17 protein-coding genes and 1 tRNA gene are annotated in these 18,447 nt (G+C 67.2%); 2 read left to right on the top strand and 16 right to left on the bottom strand.

The window, feature by feature from the left end; genetic code table 11:
* On the bottom strand, positions 1 to 535 hold a 535-nt coding region (locus ACIPVK_RS15995; RefSeq protein WP_407613008.1), incomplete at its 3' end, for a PIG-L family deacetylase.
* Between the two features lie 210 nt (positions 536 to 745).
* Here ACIPVK_RS15995 and ACIPVK_RS16000 point away from each other — a divergent pair.
* The gene (locus tag ACIPVK_RS16000) at positions 746 to 1,147 is read left to right on the top strand and encodes a DUF4307 domain-containing protein (RefSeq protein ID WP_407612971.1); all 402 of its coding nucleotides are present in this window, start codon (positions 746 to 748) and stop codon (positions 1,145 to 1,147) included.
* A 266-nt stretch (positions 1,148 to 1,413) separates the two neighbouring features.
* A complete protein-coding gene (gene greA, locus ACIPVK_RS16005) occupies positions 1,414 to 1,908 on the top strand; it encodes a transcription elongation factor GreA (protein ID WP_407612972.1) in 495 nt (164 codons plus the stop codon).
* 223 nt (positions 1,909 to 2,131) lie between these two features.
* Here greA and ilvA read toward each other — a convergent pair whose 3' ends face one another.
* The 15 genes from ilvA to ACIPVK_RS16080 all read right to left on the bottom strand — a co-directional run bounded on the left by ilvA (position 2,132) and on the right by ACIPVK_RS16080 (position 18,438).
* Positions 2,132 to 3,382: a threonine ammonia-lyase gene (ilvA, locus tag ACIPVK_RS16010; RefSeq protein WP_407612973.1), complete on the bottom strand. Its 1,251-nt coding sequence runs from the start codon at positions 3,380 to 3,382 to the stop codon at positions 2,132 to 2,134.
* A 104-nt stretch (positions 3,383 to 3,486) separates the two neighbouring features.
* On the bottom strand, positions 3,487 to 4,791 hold the full coding sequence (locus ACIPVK_RS16015) for an AI-2E family transporter (protein ID WP_407612974.1): 1,305 nt from the start codon (positions 4,789 to 4,791) through the stop codon (positions 3,487 to 3,489).
* A gap of 204 nt (positions 4,792 to 4,995) precedes the next feature.
* Positions 4,996 to 5,808, bottom strand: coding sequence for a Bax inhibitor-1/YccA family protein (locus tag ACIPVK_RS16020; protein WP_407612975.1), 813 nt, complete (start codon positions 5,806 to 5,808; stop codon positions 4,996 to 4,998).
* Positions 5,809 to 6,057: 249 nt separating this feature from the next.
* Positions 6,058 to 6,139, bottom strand: a tRNA-Leu gene (locus ACIPVK_RS16025).
* Between the two features lie 169 nt (positions 6,140 to 6,308).
* Complete coding sequence (locus ACIPVK_RS16030; protein ID WP_407612976.1) at positions 6,309 to 7,682, bottom strand: NAD(P)/FAD-dependent oxidoreductase; 1,374 nt, start codon at positions 7,680 to 7,682, stop codon at positions 6,309 to 6,311.
* Between the two features lie 88 nt (positions 7,683 to 7,770).
* Complete coding sequence (locus tag ACIPVK_RS16035) at positions 7,771 to 9,264, bottom strand: S8 family serine peptidase (RefSeq protein ID WP_407612977.1); 1,494 nt, start codon at positions 9,262 to 9,264, stop codon at positions 7,771 to 7,773.
* 45 nt (positions 9,265 to 9,309) lie between these two features.
* Complete coding sequence (locus tag ACIPVK_RS16040; RefSeq protein ID WP_407612978.1) at positions 9,310 to 10,266, bottom strand: exopolyphosphatase; 957 nt, start codon at positions 10,264 to 10,266, stop codon at positions 9,310 to 9,312.
* On the bottom strand, positions 10,263 to 10,979 hold the full coding sequence (locus tag ACIPVK_RS16045; RefSeq protein ID WP_407612979.1) for a DUF501 domain-containing protein: 717 nt from the start codon (positions 10,977 to 10,979) through the stop codon (positions 10,263 to 10,265). Before ACIPVK_RS16045 ends, ACIPVK_RS16040 begins: the two co-directional genes overlap by 4 nt.
* Positions 10,980 to 11,033: 54 nt before the next feature.
* Positions 11,034 to 11,942, bottom strand: coding sequence for an FtsB family cell division protein (locus ACIPVK_RS16050; RefSeq protein ID WP_407612980.1), 909 nt, complete (start codon positions 11,940 to 11,942; stop codon positions 11,034 to 11,036).
* Positions 11,943 to 12,084: 142 nt separating this feature from the next.
* Positions 12,085 to 13,365 (bottom strand): phosphopyruvate hydratase, encoded by a 1,281-nt coding sequence (eno, locus tag ACIPVK_RS16055; protein ID WP_407612981.1) that lies wholly within the window; start codon positions 13,363 to 13,365, stop codon positions 12,085 to 12,087.
* Between the two features lie 100 nt (positions 13,366 to 13,465).
* Positions 13,466 to 14,185 carry a MazG nucleotide pyrophosphohydrolase domain-containing protein gene (locus ACIPVK_RS16060; RefSeq protein WP_407612982.1) on the bottom strand — a complete coding sequence of 240 codons (720 nt, stop codon included), beginning with the start codon at positions 14,183 to 14,185 and terminating at the stop codon, positions 13,466 to 13,468.
* Positions 14,186 to 14,422: 237 nt separating this feature from the next.
* Positions 14,423 to 15,616: an adenosine deaminase gene (locus ACIPVK_RS16065; RefSeq protein ID WP_407613009.1), complete on the bottom strand. Its 1,194-nt coding sequence runs from the start codon at positions 15,614 to 15,616 to the stop codon at positions 14,423 to 14,425.
* A gap of 99 nt (positions 15,617 to 15,715) precedes the next feature.
* Positions 15,716 to 16,438: a DedA family protein gene (locus tag ACIPVK_RS16070; RefSeq protein WP_407612983.1), complete on the bottom strand. Its 723-nt coding sequence runs from the start codon at positions 16,436 to 16,438 to the stop codon at positions 15,716 to 15,718.
* A gap of 204 nt (positions 16,439 to 16,642) precedes the next feature.
* The gene (locus tag ACIPVK_RS16075) at positions 16,643 to 17,956 is read right to left on the bottom strand and encodes a thymidine phosphorylase (protein WP_407612984.1); all 1,314 of its coding nucleotides are present in this window, start codon (positions 17,954 to 17,956) and stop codon (positions 16,643 to 16,645) included.
* A 65-nt stretch (positions 17,957 to 18,021) separates the two neighbouring features.
* Entirely contained in the window at positions 18,022 to 18,438 is a 417-nt protein-coding gene (locus tag ACIPVK_RS16080; RefSeq protein WP_407612985.1) for a cytidine deaminase, read from the bottom strand.
* Positions 18,439 to 18,447 lie beyond the last annotated feature (9 nt).

Genomic DNA, 18,447 nt, shown 5'->3' on the forward strand with positions numbered 1-18,447 from the left:
AGGGCGACTCGATGCCGGCGTCGACCATGGCATAGTGCAGCGTCTTGAAACGCTCGGGGGCGAAGGCACGGTCGTAGTAGAGCTTGGAGGTTTCCCAGGGCTCGCCGAGTTCCGGTGAGCTGGTGGCCTTGGCGGCTTCTTCAAAGGCGTGCACGGCGATCTTGTGCGCCTGGATGTGGTCGGGGTGCGGGTAGCCGCCGTTTTCGTCGTAGGAAATGATCACGTGTGGCTTGAATTCACGGATCAACTTGATCAGCGGGGCCGCGGCCCGGTCCAGCGGCTGCAGGGCGAAGGCACCGAAGGGCAGCTCGGGCAGCGGGTCGCCCTCGGGCAGGCCCGAATCGACGAAACCGAGCCAGCGGTGCTCGATGCCCAGCACCGCGGCGGCCTCGGCCATTTCCGTGCGCCGCACCCCGGCCAGGTCGCGGTGCGCGTGGGCAAGCTCGCCGACGGCGGCGTTGAGGATGTCGCCGCGTTCCCCGCCTGTGCAGGTTGCCACCATCACGGAAGCTCCGGCCGCAATGTATGCAGCCATCGTGGCCGACCCCTTCGACGATTCGTCGTCGGGGTGCGCATGGACTGCCAGCAAACGCAGGCCCGTTGAATCAGCGATGTGCTCCACGTTTCGATCTTCCACCTAGGTAGCTCCAACTTCTCATGCTCGGTGAAGGGTTCCCCTTGCCAAGGCTTAGACTGGTAGGGATGATTTCCCGGCCGCGACGCCCATGAATCGAGAGGGGCGCCAATGTCCAGCTTAACGAATAGGTACGGTTCCCCCAAGCGGGGCCTTGCCAAAAGAACCCGTGCGACGCTCATCGTCGGTGGCGTCGGCCTCGGAGTACTCGGGGCGCTCTACCTGACCTCCACCACCACTCCAGGAGTGCAGTTCAAGGACATCTCCTTCGATGTCCCCTCCTCCACCATGGCCACCGCGACGGTGGCCATTTCCAAGGACGCGAGTGCAACGGTGCAGTGCGAAGTGCGGGCGTTGAGCGAGTCGTACGCCATTGTCGGGTGGAAGACGCTGGTCGTCGGTCCGACAGAGGGCAAGGGAATGACGACGAAGATCTTCGATGTCGAGCTGCGCACCGAATCGCTGGCGACCACCGCGGGCGTCGAGGAATGCCGGGTCGTCAAGACGGCTTAGTTCCCACACGAACGACAGGTTCCGGACATTGTGAAGTGGCCGAGACGCGCCGATACGCCAAAAGCTCAAACCTTGGGCAATTAGCCAAATGACGGCTAATATCTTTCTAATACGTTAATGCCCCGCTACAGACCGTGACGGACAAAGTTCTTCACCCACTGTGCGGGGTCTTTGCTTGCAAGATGTTCGTCGCATCATCGGGCGGGACCGTCTCGGCATGTTGTTCCCCCAGGGAATAGCGGCCCTGATTACACAAGGAGTACCACGTGACTACGACCAATCACGAACCAGTTATTTGGCTGACCCAAGAGGCCTTTGACCGCTTGACTGTCGAGCTCGAACATCTCTCCGGTCCGGGCCGCGCCGAAATCGTGGACCGCATTGAGCAGGCACGTTCCGAGGGTGACCTCAAGGAGAACGGCGGCTACCACGCGGCCAAGGAAGAGCAGGGCAAGGCCGAGGCACGCATCACGTACCTCAAGGACCTGCTGCGCCGTGCCCACGTGGGCGAGGCACCTGCCGATGACGGAATCGTCGAGCCGGGCATGCTGGTCCAGGCGATCATCGCCGGCGACAAGACGACCTTCCTCTTTGGCAGCCGCGAGGTCGCCGGGGACTCCGACCTGGAGGTCTACTCGGAGCGCTCCCCGATCGGCGCTGCCGTCCATGGCGCCAAGTCCGGCGACACGCTCACCTACACCGCGCCAAACGGCAAGGAAATCACCGTAGAGATCGTTTCCTGCAAGCCGTACAGCGCGTAATTTCTTTCACCCACGCCTTGGCGTGATCGGTGGCCCGGTGGCCGCCAATGCCTCACCCACTTGGAAGCTCCCCCCTTGGGGCGATTCCACGGAGGGTCGCCGCATTGGCGGCCATCGCGCTGTGGCCCCGGGGTCGCGCTGTGGCCGCCAATAGCAATGCCCCCTGTTCATCCCGCATGCGGGATCGGAACAGGGGGCATTGCTGCTCTTTGGCGGGACCTGCCTAGCCCATGATCATGGGCTGGAAACCCTCGGCCCGCAGGTTGTTCAGGACCATCTCCGAGTGCACGTGCCCCTTGGTTTCCATGTCGATGGTGATCGCCACGTCCCCCATGGACAGCGAACCGCCGACGCGGGTGTGGTCCAGCCGGGTGACGTTGGCGTCGGATTCTGCGATGACGCGGGAGATCGTTGCAAGCTCGCCGGGACGGTCGTCAAGCATCATGCGCACGGTGAGGTAGCGCCCCGCCGCGGAGAGGCCTCGCTGGATGACCTTGAGCATCAGCAGCGGATCGATGTTGCCGCCGGAGAGGATCACCGCGGTCTTGGTGGGGGTCAGCCCGAGTTCCTCCAGCTTGCCTTCCAGCAGGGCTGCCACGCCCACTGCGCCGGCCGGCTCCACCACCAGCTTCGAGCGTTCCATGAGGAACACCAGCGCGCGCGCCAGCGCGTCCTCGGAGACCGTGACGACCTCGTCGACGAGTTCGCGGATGATCTGGAAGGGCAGCTGGCCGGGCCGGCCCACCGCGATGCCGTCGGCAATGGTGCGCACGGTGTCCAGCGGGACCAGCGCGTCGGCGGCCAGCGAGGGAGGATAGGCTGCTGCGTTCTCCGCCTGAACCCCGATGATCTTGATGTCGCGCCCCAGCTCGGCGGCGCGGGACTTGATCGCCACGGCGACCCCGGCCAGCAGTCCGCCGCCGCCCACGCCCATCAGCACGGTGTCGACGTCGGGCAGCTGGTCCAGGATCTCCAGGCCGATGGTGCCTTGCCCGGCGATGATGTCGGGGTTGTCGAAGGGGTGCACGAAGACGGCACCGGTGGCGGTGGCGTAGCGCTCGGCCTCGGCCAGTGCCTCGTCGACGTTGTGGCCGTGCAGGATGACCTCGGCCCCGTGGTCGCGGGTGGCCGTGAGCTTGGGCAGCGCCACGCCCAGCGGCATGTAGATGCGGGCCTTGATCCCGAGCCGGCGCGCCGCCTGGGCCACGCCCTGGGCGTGGTTTCCCGCCGAGGCCGCGACGACGCCGCGGGCACGCTCCTCCGCGGAGAGCTTGGCCATGCGGACGTAGGCGCCGCGGACCTTGAACGACCCGGCGCGCTGCAGGTTCTCGCACTTGAGGTAGACCTCGGAGCCGACGTCCAGGGACAGTGCGCGGGAGTGCTCCATCGGCGTGCGGACGGCCACCCCCTCGAGCAGGTCGCGGGCCTCTTCGATGTCGGAGAGGCTCACCGGGAGTTTGGTCTTCTGGATCATGGGAGCGGCTTTCTTCTGGGCGTGTTCACACGCTGGTGCAATCAGGACTGGAGGCCTTTCAAGGGCCAGGACCTTGGACCGCGAGTAGGCGGTGCGGGTGCGGATCAGGAACCGGGGTCGGGTTCTTCTCCGTCAAGGTCGGCGGGAGCCGGTTCCGCGGAGCGGACCGGCCTGGTAATTCGGGGGCGCTCCCCCGCGGCCAGGGGTTCGAACAGGGTGTCGTGTTCCCAGCCCCGGTCGGCGATGTACTTGACCACGGTGTTGGCCACGGCCAGCACGGGAACGGCGAAGAGCGCACCGGCGATGCCGGCGACGATGGAGCCGCCGGCCACGGCCATGACGACGGCCAGCGGGTGGAGGCTCACCGCCTTGCCCATGATCAGCGGCTGCAGGATGTGGGATTCGGCCTGCTGCACAAACAGCACCACCAGGAGCATGATCAGCGCATTCACCGGGCCGTTGGCTACCAGGGCCAGCAGCACGGCAACCGCGCCGGTGACCAAGGCGCCGACGACCGGGATGAAGGAGCCGATGAAGACGAGCACGCCCAGCGGCAGCGCCAGCGGCACCCCGAGGATCAGCGCGCCGATGCCGATGCCCACGGCGTCGATGAAGGCGACAAAGAGCTGGACGCGCACGTAAATGACCATCGAGGCCCAGCCCCGGCGTCCGGCGCCATGTGCTGCGGCCCGGGCGCGGCGCGGCAGGATGTTGACGAAGAAGCGTCCGATCCGTGCACCGTCAAGCAGCAGGAAGATCAGCGAGAAGAGCACCAGCAGCGTGCCGGCGACCAAGTGCCCCAGCGTGGTGCCCCAGGACAGCGCCCCGGAAAGGATCGAGGAGGAATTGTTCTTGAGCTGGTTCAGCGCGTCCTGCACCAGCTGGTCCACGTCCTGGTTGCTCAGTGCCAGCGGGCCGGTGGAGAGCCAGTGCTGGATCTGGCCGATTCCGGTCAGGGCCTGGGACCAGAGCGAGGCGAAACCGTTGGCCAGGCGCTGTCCGACAATCGACAGGCCACCGACGATCAGGGCCAGGAAACCGATCATGGTCACCCCGACGGATAGCCCCCTGGGGAATCGCAGGGCGCGGTTCAGGAACTTCACCACGGGGCTCAGCAGCCCCGCCAGCAGGGCCGCGATCATCAGCGGGATCACCAACAGGGACACGTGGGACAGCAGCCACACCGCGATGCCCAGGGCGATCACGATGACAATCAGCCGCCAGGACCAGGATGCCGCGATGCGCACCGCGTAAGGCAGGTCATCGGCCGTGGCATGTTCGGCGTAGGAAGGCACACCGGCGTCTTCCGCCGCGGGCTCGGCGGTCAGTCGCTGCTTGGTGGCTTGGGCCCCCTGCTGCACCGCTTCGGTGGCGGCGGCCAGGCGCTTGAAGGCGCGCGGCAGCTTCATGCGGCTCCCCCGAGGGAACCGCACCGGGGCGTCGCGCCCGTGCGCTCATGCCTTCCGGTCGCATCCAAGCTGCCTGTAAATGCCATGAACATACGTTATCCCCTGGAGGTTGACTGTGCGGCATAGATGACGCACATATTGCAGAAAAACCGCGGGGCAGTACCCAAATCATGGGTACTGCCCCGCGGTCACACAGCAGATTGACTAGTCGTCGCCACGCAGGATAGCCAGAATGCGCAGAATCTCAACGTAGAGCCAGATGAGTGTCACCGTCAGGCCGAACGCCGCGGCCCAGGCCATCTTGGCCGGGGCTCCCTGGCGCACGCCCTCGGAGATGCTGGTGAAGTCCAGCACCAGCGCGTAGGTGGCCAGCAGCACGGCGAGCACGCCGATGCCCAGGCCGAGCAGGCCGCTGCGCATGCCGAACATGCCGTCAATGACACCGAACATCATCAGGCCGAAGTTCAGCAGCGAGAACAGGCCGTAGCCGATCATCGCGATCATGAACATGCGGGTCATCTTCGGGGTCGCACGGTACTTGCCGGAGCGGTAGAGCATCAGGGTCACGGCGAAGACCGACAGGGTGGCCAGCACGGCCTGGACCGCGATGCCCGGGTACATGTTCTCAAAGACGCCCGACAGGCCGCCGAGGAAGATGCCCTCGAAGCCCGCGTAGAGCATGATCAGGATCGGCGAAGGCTGGCGCTTGAATGCATTGACCAGACCCAGCACCAGGCCGACCACGGCGCCGACGAGCATCAGGCCCGGCAGCTGCCAACCAATGGCGGCACCGATGACGACCAGGCCGAGTGTCAGCATGGTCTTGTTGATGACGTCCGCATAGGTCATGCGGCCGGTTTCCTGCGGCGATGCGGACGGCTGCGTGTACAGGTCCTGCAGCGCTTGCGCGCTCATCGGCTGAGCATAGGTCGTGGACGCGGCACCCGTTGCGCCGGCCGCACGGGTCTGCTCGCGGTAATTCTTGGAATTGAAGACCGGGTTTCCGCCCAGGGCCATGGTGGTTCTCCTCCGTAGGGGTTGTTAGTAAATAGCCTACGTTGGTAGAACGCTTGATGCAGACCAATAAATCCCCAAATCAAGACCTTTTTGGGATTAAGCGTGTAGCTTGTGGCTTTTGGGGCATCATGGTGCGAACCCCCATCATTTCCGGCTGTCGTGGCATCCGAAGACAACCCCGGATAGGAGCCGTAAAACAAAGGCTCCTGCTCCCCCGCAAATTCGGGAAAGCAGGAGCCTCGCATTTTGTACCCCCAGTGGGACTCGAACCCACAAGCCTTTCGGCAGCTGATTTTAAGTCAGCCGTGTATGCCAATTCCACCATGGGGGCCTACTGCACCAAGCGTACAAGATCGTTCCCTCGGTTGAGAAACGACCGGTTGCCCGCCAATGCATGAGGAAGGGCGGTGACACCGACGTCCTCGGTTCCCGGGCCGTGGCCCTATCACTTTGGGGCCCGGGATCCGTGACGCGTTGCCACCGCCCTCACGTGGTTGCTGCTAGGCGCGCGGCTTCGGCGTTGCTGCCTCGACGAAGGTGGCGCGCGGGGTTTCGAGGTTGCTCAGCTGCAGGGTGTCGCGCTGGAAGAACAGTGCCACCATCCAGTCGCCCAGGACGCGGAACTTGCGCTCGAAGGTCGGCATGGCCATGCCGTGGTAACCGCGGTGTGCCATCCAGGCCGGCCAGCCCTTGAGCTTGATGCCCATGACCTTGGCAACGCCCTTGTTGGCACCGAACCCGGCAACCGCGCCGAGGTTCTTGTGCTTGTAGTTCTTGACCTGGCCCACGCCGTAGCGGGTGGAGTACAGGTTATGTGCCAGCAGCTTGGCCTGGCGCACGGCGTGCTGTGCGTTGGGCACGCAGGTGCCGTCCGGCAGGCCGCCGGTCACGTCGGGCACTGCCGAGACGTCGCCGGCCGCCCAGGCACCTTCGATGGCGATTCCGTCTTCGCCGGTGATGCGCAGGTCGGTGCCGGTCATGACACGGCCGCGGGCCTCGATCGGGAAGTCGGTGGAGCGCACCATCGGGTTGGCCATGACGCCGGCGGTCCAGATCAGGGTGTCGGTCTCGAAGGTCTCGGCCTCGGACTTGTCAGGCATGTTGATCAGTGCCATGACGCCTTCCTCGGCGTTGGCCAGCGAGGTGTTCAGCAGGACCTCGATACCGCGGCTGCGCAGGTGGTCAACGACCCACAGCGCCTGGTCCTCGGTGACCTCGGGCATGATCCGGCCCATGGCCTCGACCAGCACGAAGCGCAGCTCGTCCTTGCCGATGCGGCCGTTCAGGTCGGCGGCGTGGCGGGCCATGTCCTCGATCTCGGCAATGGTCTCGATGCCGGCGAAGCCGCCGCCGACCACGACGAAGGTCAGCGCGCGCTTGCGCTCGGTGGCGTTGGTCATCAGCGAGGCGGACTCGATGCGCTCGAGGATCTTGTTGCGCAGGGCAACGGCTTCCTCAATGGACTTCAGGCCGATGCCCGTGTCGGCAAGGCCGGGGATCGGGAAAGTGCGGGTGACGGCACCGGCGGCCATGACGACGTCGCGGTACTCGAGCTCGAAGGGCTCGCCGACGGCCGGCACGATGACGGCCTTGTTGTTCTTGTGGTCGATGGCCGAAACGCGACCGGTGATCAGCTCGGCGTGCTTGAGGTGCTGGCGGTGCGAAACCACGGCGTGGCGGGGTTCGATCTGGCCGCCCGCAACCTCGGGGAGGAAGGGCTGGTAGGTCATGTAGGGAAGCGGGTCGACCACGGTGACGATGCCGCCGTGGTCCTTGACCTTCTTCTGCAGCTTCATTGCAACGTAAAGTCCAACGTAGCCGCCGCCAACGACAAGAATGCGTGGGCGATCGGAAAATTGTGTAGTGATAGGCATGTAGCCCATCCTATCCCCAAAAACACCGTTTGTGAAAGTCTTCACTAGCTCCCGATGGGGTGGCAATTGCCACTATTTCCAAGGAAGGCTAGGAGCCGTCGCCGGACTCCGGAAGCTCGTCGAAAATGTCCTTGGTTCCCGAGCGGTCGCTGAGTTTCAGCGCCGCAACCGGCGCGCTTTTCGCGGATTCGGCCATGACGACCCGGCGACGGGCGCCGGTGAAATGCAGGGTGCCGGCCAGCGCCGTAAGTCCCAGCAGCCCTCCAAAGCCGAGCACCAGCAGCGGCGGCAGGAAGCCGGCGTCGTCTCCCGGGGCCAGCGGGGCGGGCGCGGCAATGGGCTTGACGCTGGATTTCTCCGTGGAGATGCCCGGGTCCTCCGTGGGTGCGGCATTGACCTGCGCGCCGCGGCGGTGCACCCTGATCCATTCGGTGATGGTGTTCATGGGATTGGTCTTGACCTCGGGGACCGGTGCGGTAAGCGCCGCGTAGGCGTCGAGGATGCCGTGTCCGTACAGGTTGTCGACCCCCGGCGCCCCGGCGTCGCGCGCGGTGGCCAGGATCCGGTTGATGACCTGTGGGGCCTTCATGTCGGGATACTTCGAGCGGATCATAGCGGCGACCCCGGCAACCAGGGGGGCCGCCCCGGAGGTGCCGGACCAGTCGGCGTAGCCCCCGCCGGGCAGCCCGCCAACCAGGGGGTCGGCGGGAGCCGCCACGCCGATGCTGATGCCCTCGGTGGAGGAATCGACGCTGGCCTTGCCATTGCGGTCGACGCCCGCCACGGTGAGCACGCCGGGAATGGTCGCCGGCGCCCCTACCTGCTTCATGCCCCCGGCGCGGTTGCCCGCCGCCGCGACGATGACCACGTCCTTGTCCTCCGCGTACTTGAACGCGGTGTCCCAGCTGACCGGCCAGTCCGGCTGGGTGGAGCCCAGGGAGATGTTGATGACCGAGGCGCCGTTGTCGACGGCCCATTTCACGGCCGCGGGAACCTGGTTCTCCACGGAAATCCCGGCGGGGTTTTCGGTGCCCATCCACAGCGACACGGAGAGCACCTCCGCTTCCGGGGCCACCCCCAACATCCCGTCGGGCCCGGGGCCCGGCTTCGGGATCTCGATCTCTTCCGGCGCCGGAGGCGGATCCTCCTTGGCCTCCTTCGCGGACTTCACCGCTTTGTCGTAGGCGATCTTTTGCGCTTCCGCGTCGGCCTTGGCCGCCGCGATCGCCGCCTTGTTGTTCCCGCGGCCGGCCAGCAGGGTTGCCACGAGGGTGCCGTGTTCCGGCAGCGTGCCCAGCGGCTTCGAGCCGTCCGGGTTGCCGGCGCCGGAGACGTCCTTGCCGCCGCCCACCACGCCGCGCAGGTCCGGGTGGGTGGTGTCGATGCCGGTGTCAATGACGGCGACCTTGACCCCCGCCCCCTTCGAGACCCCCCAGGCCTTGGAGATGCCCGAGGCCTGAAGCCACCATTCCCCGTCGCGGGCCGCATCAGCCTGGGCGGCGGGAGCCGCAGCCAGGGCGGCCGACACGCACAGCACCAGGGTCAGGACCGTGGCGGCGACGCGGCGCAGTCTGTGGCTCAAGGGTTCTCCTAGCGTGGTGCGTGGACGGGATTCCGGCGGCGGTTCTCAGTAACTTGTGCCAAGTCCCAAGGCAATACCGTCCAGAATATCGTGCTCCGAGGCGGTGGCCGTGGTGACCCGCCCCGAGCTCGCCTGCCCCACCCGATCCAGGATGCATCCGTAGATCAAGGCGCCTGCGGCAATCACATCCACCCGCCCGGGGTGCATGAACCCTAGTGAAGCCCGGGTTTCGCGTTCGGATTCGAGCATGAAGGCGACGGCTGATTCGAGCTTGTCGAAGCCGACCTCGGCACCGTGGATGAGGTTCGAGTCATACTTCTGCAGGCCGAGCGCGGCGGCGGTGAGCGTGGTGATGGTTCCCGCAACTCCGACGATCCGGTCCACGAGGGAGAAGTCGACATCCCGCTGGACCTCGTCGAGCACCTCGTTGACCTGGGCGCGGGCCGCGGCGATCGATTCGGGCGTGGGCTGTTCCAGGCGCCAGAAGCGCTCGGTCAGCCTGACGCAGCCCATGTCCATGCTGCGCGATGCCACCGGGCCGTGGCCGTTGCCCAGCACGAACTCGGTGGATCCCCCGCCCAGGTCGATGACCAGGTTGTGGGTTCCCGGGGCGGCCGGAGCCACGGAGGCGGCCCCCGCATAGGACAGCGCGGCCTCGACCTCGCCGGGCACGACCTCCGGGTCGACGCCCAGACGGCTGCGCACCCCGGCGGCGAATTCTTCGCGGTTCCCCGCGTCGCGCGTGGCCGAAGTGGCCACGAAGCGGATCGAGGTGGCGCCGTGTTCGTTGATCAATTGCGCGTATTCGTCGATGGCCGCGAAGGTCCGCGTCAGGGCCTCGGGCGCGAATTCGCCGGTGGCATCCACGTCCTGGCCCAGGCGCACCACCCGCATCAGGCGCAGCACGTCGGTGAGCGCCGTGCCGTTGGGGGTCTCGTGCGTGTCCGCAATGAGCAGTCGGATGGAGTTGGTTCCGCAGTCGATGGCGGCGACGCGTGTCATGCCCCGGGTGCTTCCTGCGTGCCGGAGGCATCGTTTGCGGCGGCCTCGCGGGCGGCGCGGGCGGCGGCGCGCTCGGCCTTCTTGACGGCCGGGTCCACTGCCTGGGTCTTCACATGGCGCGAGCGGTCTTGGCTCGGGGCCGGGGCCTGCGTGTCCCAGGCGCCGGCGCAGCGGCAGGTGTCCTTGGTCCACCATTCGGCGATGGCCTCCAGTGCCCTGTCCCCCAGCGGGTTCACTCCCGGTCCGGCGGCCAGCGAGTGGCCGACCAGCACGTGCAGGCACTTGACGCGGGTGGGCATGCCGCCGGCGGAGACGCCGGCGATTTCCGGCACGGCACCGGTTCCGGAGCGCCCGCCAATGGCGTCGCGCACGGCCAGGTACTGCTCGTGGGCCTGGGCGTAGGCGTCGGCCAGCGCCGGATCCTGCTCCAGTTCCGCGTTCATCTCATTCATCAGGCCGCCGGCCTCCAGCCGCGAGACCGCGGCGGTGATCACCGGGTGCGTCAGGTAGTACGTGGTGGGGAACGGGATCCCGGAAGACAGCCGGGGCGCGGTGGTGGCCACCAGCGGGTTCCCGCAGACGCACCGGGCGCCGATCTCCACGACGTCGCGCACCGGGCGGTTCAGTTGGCGGGAAAGCGTCTCCAGGTCTGCGGCGCTGGGCACTCGTGCTGCAGCATCAAGTGCTTCGTGGTTTTGGTTCGCGGCGTCCACGGTTGGGAGCATCTCCTCGCGTCGGTGGTTCAGGTCAGGGGTGTGGGGGCGGGCTCAGTCGGTGGCTGCGCGCTGCACCGAGTCAAAGAGTGCATCGACCCAGGGAAGGTCGGTGCGGACTTCCTCGGGGCTTTGGTTCGCCTCGCCGGCAAGGTCTTCTTCCGGCCGGGAGCCGACCACCATGTAGTTGCGTTCACCCGGCATGACCAAGTTTATCCGGTCGCGGGCCTGCTGCTTGATATACAGCGGATCGTCCCAGCGCGCGATCTGGTCCTTGAGGGCTTCCTGCTCTGCCTGCATGGCGGCAATCGAGGTGCGCAGAGCGGCAATTTCGTCTCGCTGGCGCGCATAGGTGCCGATGCTGGGGATCAGCAAGACCGCGAAGACCGACAGCGCGATGCTCAGGGCCAGCAGGCGGCCGGAGAAGCTGCGCGCCGGAATGGGTATCTTGGGCCCGTCGTGGCCCTTGCGCTCCGTTTTTTGTGCGGCCTTCGCGTCCTTGCGCACCGCGCCGGAAAGCAGGTTCCGGTCCTCGATGCGCCGCTGCGAGGCCGTCGCCTTGGACCTGGGCGCGCCCTGGGCCTTGGCGCCGGCCCGGGGCTTGGAAGCCGCTTTGGAAGCGGGCTTGGGACCTGCCGGCTTGGACGGGGTCTTGGTGGCTGGGGCCTTCGCCGCAGCGGGCTTGGCCTTGGCAGGCCTGGGGGCGCCGGCGGTGGGTTTGCCGGAGGAATTCACCGGGCCCAGCGGAATGACCTTGGCGCGGGGCGTCGGCTCCGCCGGGCGCGGAGTTTCACGCGGGGACGCGGCCCGGGGCGCCGCCGCGGCGGAGCCCGGCTGTGTCTCGCGGTAGGGCCGTGGCCGCTTGGGTGCGGCCTCCGGTGCCTGGTGACCGGTTTCGGCCTCGCGTTCGGGGTCGTTGGCCGAGGCCCCGGAGCGTGGCATGGGGGGACGTCGCGCGGCCATCTGACTCCTTGCCCGGTAATGCCGGAGCCCTTTGCAGATGGCCCCGGATGGTTCGTGGTGGCGAGCTTTCGGGGGTTAACACAAAAACTCGTGGGGGAACCAAGAATAGTTCCCCCACGAGCCTACGTGTAATTACGCCTTGCTATGCACCGAAACGCGGGAAGGCGCCGGCACCGGCGTAAACCGCCGCGTCGCCGAGCTCTTCCTCGATGCGCAGCAGCTGGTTGTACTTGGCAACGCGCTCGGAGCGGGCCGGGGCACCGGTCTTGATCTGCCCGGCGTTGGTGGCAACGCAGATGTCGGCGATCGTGGTGTCTTCGGTTTCGCCCGAGCGGTGCGAGGTGATGGTGGTGTAGCCGGCGCGCTGGGCCATGGACACGGCGTCCAGGGTCTCGGTCAGCGAACCGATCTGGTTGACCTTCACCAGCAGCGAGTTGGCCGTGGCGGTCTCGATGCCGCGTGCCAGGCGCTCCGGGTTGGTGACGAACAGGTCGTCGCCCACCAGCTGGACCTTGTCGCCGATGGCGTCGGTGAGGGTCTTCCAGCCTTCCCAGTCGTCCTCGTCCAGCGGGTCCTCGATGGACACCAGCGGGAAGTCGGCGACGAGCTGTGCGTAGTAGTCGCTCATCTCCTGCGCGGTGATCGACTTGCCCTCGAACTGGTAGGTGCCGTTCTCGAAGAACTCGGAGGAGGCAACGTCCAGCGCCAGTGCGATGTCGGTGCCCGGGGTGTAGCCGGCCTTGGTGATGGCCTCGGTGATCAGTTCCAGTGCCGCACGGTTGGACGGCAGGTTCGGCGCGAAGCCGCCCTCGTCGCCCAGGCCGGTGGACAGGCCCTTTTCCTTCAGCACGGACTTGAGGTTGTGGTAGACCTCGACGCCCCAGCGCAGGCCCTCGGAGAAGGTCGAGGCGCCGATCGGGGCGATCATGAATTCCTGGATGTCCACATCGGAGTCGGCGTGCGAGCCGCCGTTGAGGATGTTCATCAGCGGAACCGGCAGCACGTGGGCGTTCGGGCCGCCCAGGTACTTGTACAGCGGCAGGTTCGCGGACTCGGCTGCGGCGTTGGCCACGGCCAGGGAAACGCCCAGGATGGCGTTGGCGCCCAGCTTGGACTTGTTGGACGTGCCGTCCAGGTCGATCATCGTGAGGTCGATGGCGCGCTGGTCGGTGGCGTCCAGGCCCTCGATGGCTTCGGCGATGTCGTCGATGACGGCTGCAACGGCTCCGAGGACACCCTTGCCCTGGTAACGCTTCGGATCCTCGTCGCGGCGCTCTGCTGCCTCAAAGGCACCGGTGGATGCACCGGACGGAACTGCGGCACGGCCCATCGAGCCGTCGGACAGCAGGACCTCAACCTCAACGGTTGGGTTGCCGCGCGAATCGAGGATTTCGCGGGCGTGAATGGCTTCAATCAATGCCATGGGAAGGTACTCCTTCAAGGGGTGTGGATGTTAGTCAAACGTGAACTGCATGATGCAGGCGCCGTTGCCTGCCCCTAGCCTAGCTTGGGCGAGACGTAGTTCACGAAGTTGTTGCTTGCGTTTCGGCCCCGGCCTGCGCAATGCGCTGTTGAACGACGTTGCGCAGGGCCCGTTCGGCGTCGAGCCCTTGGGTCTGGGCCTGGGCGCACAGGGCGAGCAGGTGCTCGCCCAATTCCCGTTCGCTTTCCGGGGTGCCGCCTTGCGGCGGTTCCCCCCAGCGGACAGAATCCTGGATGTCCGGCTCCCCCGCGGCGCCGGGTTCGTCCCGGGTTTCGGTGATCGCCGCGTGGCGGGCGGTACGGGAGAGAAATGACTGGGCGTAGAGCAGCGCCGGCAGGTTGGAGGGCAGGCCCGCGGCGGCCGATTCGTTCAGCGGCTTTTCGGCCCGCTTCGCTCGGTCCCACGAGTCGATGATCTCGGCGATCGAGTCGGGGAAGCTGTCCTTGAGGCTGCCATCGGGGTGGAAGACGTGGGTGTTGCGGCGGATCATCTTGGCGCCGAGGTAGCCCGCGACCGAGTCGAGGTCGAAGGCCCGGCGTTCGGACCCGATGGCCGCGTGCAGGACGACCTGGAGCAGGATGTCGCCGAGCTCGGCCTCCAGTTCGGCATCCGGGGCGTGGGTCTCGATGGCCTCGGTGAGTTCGTAGGATTCCTCGAGCAGGTATTGGACCAGCGACTCGTGGGTCAGCGCCGCGGTCCAGGCGCAGTGCTCGCGCAGCTGGGAAATGATCGTAACGAGGCGGTCGACCTGCTCACTCACTGATGCTTCTCCCCTGGTGCGGCGACGGTTCCCCCGCGGCCTGCGCCCGTGGCGGCGCGGTGGGCGGGAAACCCCTGGGCGGCGTTGCCCGCATCCAACGATATCCGAATCCCGGGCGGCGGCGCCGCGTGGCGGGGTTCGGTGTCGGTCACACCGGAGGCCTTAAGCACCGATGCCGGTGCACCCATGCCCCAAGACGGGCATCGATGCACCGGCGGCCGGTGGCGGGGTTCTCCCCTAGTCTTCGTCCTCGTCGTCGAAGTCCTCGTACTCGAGGTCATCGTCGTCGTCTTCGTCGTTGAGCGCGTCGTAGGCCTCGTTGATGAAGTCGACCAGGGCCTCGCGCTCCTCCAGGGGAAGGAAGGCGGCCTCGGCGGCGTTCAGCGTGAGGTCCATCAGGTCCTCGAGGTCGTAGTCGAAGGCCTCGACGAGCAGTTCGAACTCGTCCGAGATGGTGGTGCCGCTCATCAGCCGGTTGTCCGGGGAGATGGTGACGTTGAAGCCGGTCTGGATCAGCAGGTCCACCGGGTGGGACTCGATGCCCTCGCCGAACGCGGCGGTGGCCCCGGTCTGCAGGTTGGAGGACGGGCAGATTTCCAGGGCAATGCCGCGGTCGCGGACCCAGTTGGCGACCGGGCCCAGGTTGACCAGGCCGGTGTCCTCGCCGACTTCCTCGCCGTCGTCGTCGAGTCCGCCGTACTGGATCTCGATGTCCTCGGCGATGCGCACACCGTGGCCCAGGCGCTGGGCGCGGCCGGTGATCAGTGCGTCGCGGATGGAGTCAAGGCCGGCGGCCTCCCCGGCGTGCACGGTGGCGGGGAAGAAGTTCTCGGCCAGCAGGTCGAAGGCCTTCTTCATGCGCGAGGGCGGGAAGCCCTCCTCTGCCCCGGCAATGTCGAAGCCGACGACGCCGCGGGAGCGGTGGCGCAGGGCAAGTTCGGCGATCTCGACGCCGCGGTCCGCGTGGCGCATGGCGGTGAGCAGCTGGCCGACCTGGATCGGGGTGCCGGCCTCGGTCAGCCGGATGCTGGCTTCCTCGATTCCCGCCTGCACGGCCTCGACGGCATCGTCCAGGGACAGGCCCTCGCGCTGGTGCTGCTCGGGTGCCCAGCGCACCTCGCCGTAGACCACGCCGTCCGCGACAAGGTCCTCGACGAATTCGCCGGCCACGCGCTTGAGCGCGTCCTTGGTCTGCATCACGGCAATGGTGTGGTCAAAGGTTTCCAGGTAGCGCTCCAGCGAACCGGAGTCCGCCGAGGCCCGGAACCAGGCGCCGAGTTCCTCCGCGTTGGTGGAGGGAAGTGCGTGGCCGGCCTCTGCCGCCAGCTCGATGATGGTTTGCGGGCGCAAGCCCCCGTCGAGGTGGTCGTGCAGCGATACCTTGGGCAGGGACCGGAAGTCGAAGGAAGGGTCATATGCAATGTGGATCATCTCGTCAGTCACCCGCCCAGCCTAGCGGTGCGCCACGGGTTCCAACAGTGGGTGCAGGTGGTGTTGGGGCAAATGTTCACCCAACACCTCCACGGCGTTTCAGTTGCCGTCCGACACCATTGGTTCGGGCTCGGGGTCCTGCCCCGGAACGCGCACCGGGCGCGGAGAATCGACGGCACCTGCCGCCCCGGCGGCGAGACGGTTTTCGCGTTCGGAAATGCGGCGTCCGGTCCGCACCAGGATGGCGTGGGAGAGCTTGTCGATCAGGGAGCCCATGACGATGGCCAGGGCGACCGAGAGGACGATCCCCAGCAGCTGGTTGTCGTGGAACCAGGCGCCCGCCACCACGCCGATGGCCACCGAATAGCTGGACCAGGTCAGGCACCCGGCGACGTCCAGCACCGTGAAGCGCCGGTGCGAGAACCCCGTGGCCCCCGAGCTGAGGTTCACCACCACCCGGCCGATGGGAACGTAGCGGGCCGTGAAGATCAGCATGGCGCCGCGCATGTTCAGTTCGCGGCGGGCAAAGGCAAAGAGTTTCTGCATGCGCCGGCGCCGCATCCAGCCGAAGCGCTCGGTGCCAATGCGCCGGCCCAGCAGGTAGGCCATCTGGTCCCCGGAGATCGCCCCCACGGCGCCGGCCAGGATCAGCAGGTAGACGTTGGGGATCCCGGTGCCGGCCGCCACGACCCCGAGGGCGACCAGCAGCGTCTCCGAGGGCAGGATGGGGAGAAACCCGTCGATGAAGCAAAAGAGGCAAACGATCGGCAGGATCCACCACGCGTTGGCCGCGTGAACGATGGCCTCATTGATCAGGTCCACTAAGAAACCGGCTTTCCATTGCTATGGCGCGCACCGCTGGAAGCCCCAAGGCGCGGCATGTCGTGGGTCCCAAGAGCCACTTGGCTCTTATTCTCCCGCATTTCCCCCGAACTGCGCATCATTCCGCGGGTTGAATCCTGCGCTTCGCGCCTCGTCCTTTCGGACCACGCGCGGTCCCCGGCGTGCGGGGGTGCGCAGGAGCGCTCAGGAAGCGGTGATCCTGTCGATGACCAGCGCCATGTCCGGCCGGCTTCCGGCCGGGGCAATGGTCGCCGCGCCCTCGAGCAGCCCGCGTGCCCGCTCGAAGCGTTCGGGGGTGTCGGTGAGCATCGTGGCCAGCGGTGCTCCGCGGCGCACCACGTCCCCGGGCTTGGCGTGCAGGCGCACCCCGGCACCGGCCTGCACCGGGTCCTGGCGGCGGGCGCGCCCGGCGCCCAGGCGCCAGGCGGCAACGCCCACGTCCATGGCGTCCAGGGAGGTGACGACCCCGTCGGCCTGCGCATAGATCGTCTCGGATTCCCTGGCCACCGGCAGGGGTGCGTCGTTGTCCCCGCCCTGCGCGGCGATCATGGCACGCCACTTGTCCATGGCCCGGCCGTCCTTCAGTGCGGCGGCCACGTCGACGTCGGTGACCCCTGCGCCGGCGAGCATCTCGGTGGCCAGCGCGATCGTCAGTTCCACCACGTCGGCGGGCCCGCCCCCGGCGAGCACCTCGATGGACTCGGCGACCTCGATGGCGTTGCCCGCGGTGAGCCCCAGCGGGGTGTCCATGTTGGTCAGCAGCGCCACGGTGTGCACCCCGGCATCGGTGCCGAGGTTCACCATGGTGCGCGCCAGCTCGCGGGCATCGCCCAGGTTCTTCATGAACGCACCGGAGCCGACCTTGACGTCGAGCACCAGCGCGCCGGTGCCCTCGGCGATCTTCTTGCTCATGATCGAGGAGGCGATCAGCGGGATCGACTCGACCGTGCCGGTCACGTCGCGCAGCGCGTAGAGCTTCTTGTCCGCCGGGGCCAGGGACGCCCCGGCGGCGCAGATCACCGCGCCGACCTCGGATAGCTGCTTCATCATGGCCTCGTTGCCCAGATCGGCCCGCCAGCCGTCGATGGCCTCGAGCTTGTCCAGCGTGCCGCCGGTGTGCCCCAGGCCGCGGCCCGAGAGCTGCGGGACGGCAACGCCGAAGACCGCCACCAGCGGGGCCAGCGGCAGGGTGATCTTGTCGCCCACCCCGCCGGTGGAGTGCTTGTCGGTGGTGCGCATGGGCGTGCCGCCGGGAGTGCGCAGGGCGGAGAAGTCCATGCGCTGCCCCGAGTCGATCATGGCGGTGGTCCAGCGGGAGATCTCCGCCCGGTCCATGCCGTTGAGCAGGATCGCCATGTTCAGCGCCGCCATCTGCTCCTCGGCGATCACCCCGCGGGTGTAGGCGTCGATGGTCCAGTCGATCTGCGCCGCGGACAGGGTGCCGCGGTCGCGCTTGGTGCGGATGATGTCTACGGCGTCGAAGTTCTCGGTGCTCATGGTTGCTCCGTTTCTGGAAAAAACCTCGCCCCGCCCACCTTCAACGGGTGGGCGGGGCAAGTGGTTTATAGGTTGTGCGCCCCGAACGCGTCGGGAAGCACCTGGTCCATGGTTTGGATGCCGCGCGGGGTCATCAGCTGCATGTGCTCCCCGCGGTGTTCGAAGAGCAGCTGCCGGCAGCGCCCGCAGGGCATCAGCGATGCTCCGCCGGCATCCACGCAGTAGAAGGCGTGCAGCTTGCCGCCACCGGTGGCGAAGAGCTCGCCGACCATGTTGCATTCGGCGCACAGCGTGACCCCGTAGGCGGCGTTTTCCACGTTGCACCCCGAGACCAGGCGTCCGTCCTCGGTCAGCGCCGCGGCGCCGACCTTGAACTTCGAGTACGGCGCATAGGCCCGCTCCATGGCCGCGACGGCGGCCAAGCGCAGCATCTCCCATTCCGCCTCGCCCACGCTCGGCAGGGCCAGGTGCGAATCATCCATCGGTTCCAT

Source organism: Paeniglutamicibacter sp. MACA_103 (assembly GCF_045798555.1).
Taxonomy (GTDB): Bacteria; Actinomycetota; Actinomycetes; order Actinomycetales; family Micrococcaceae; genus Paeniglutamicibacter.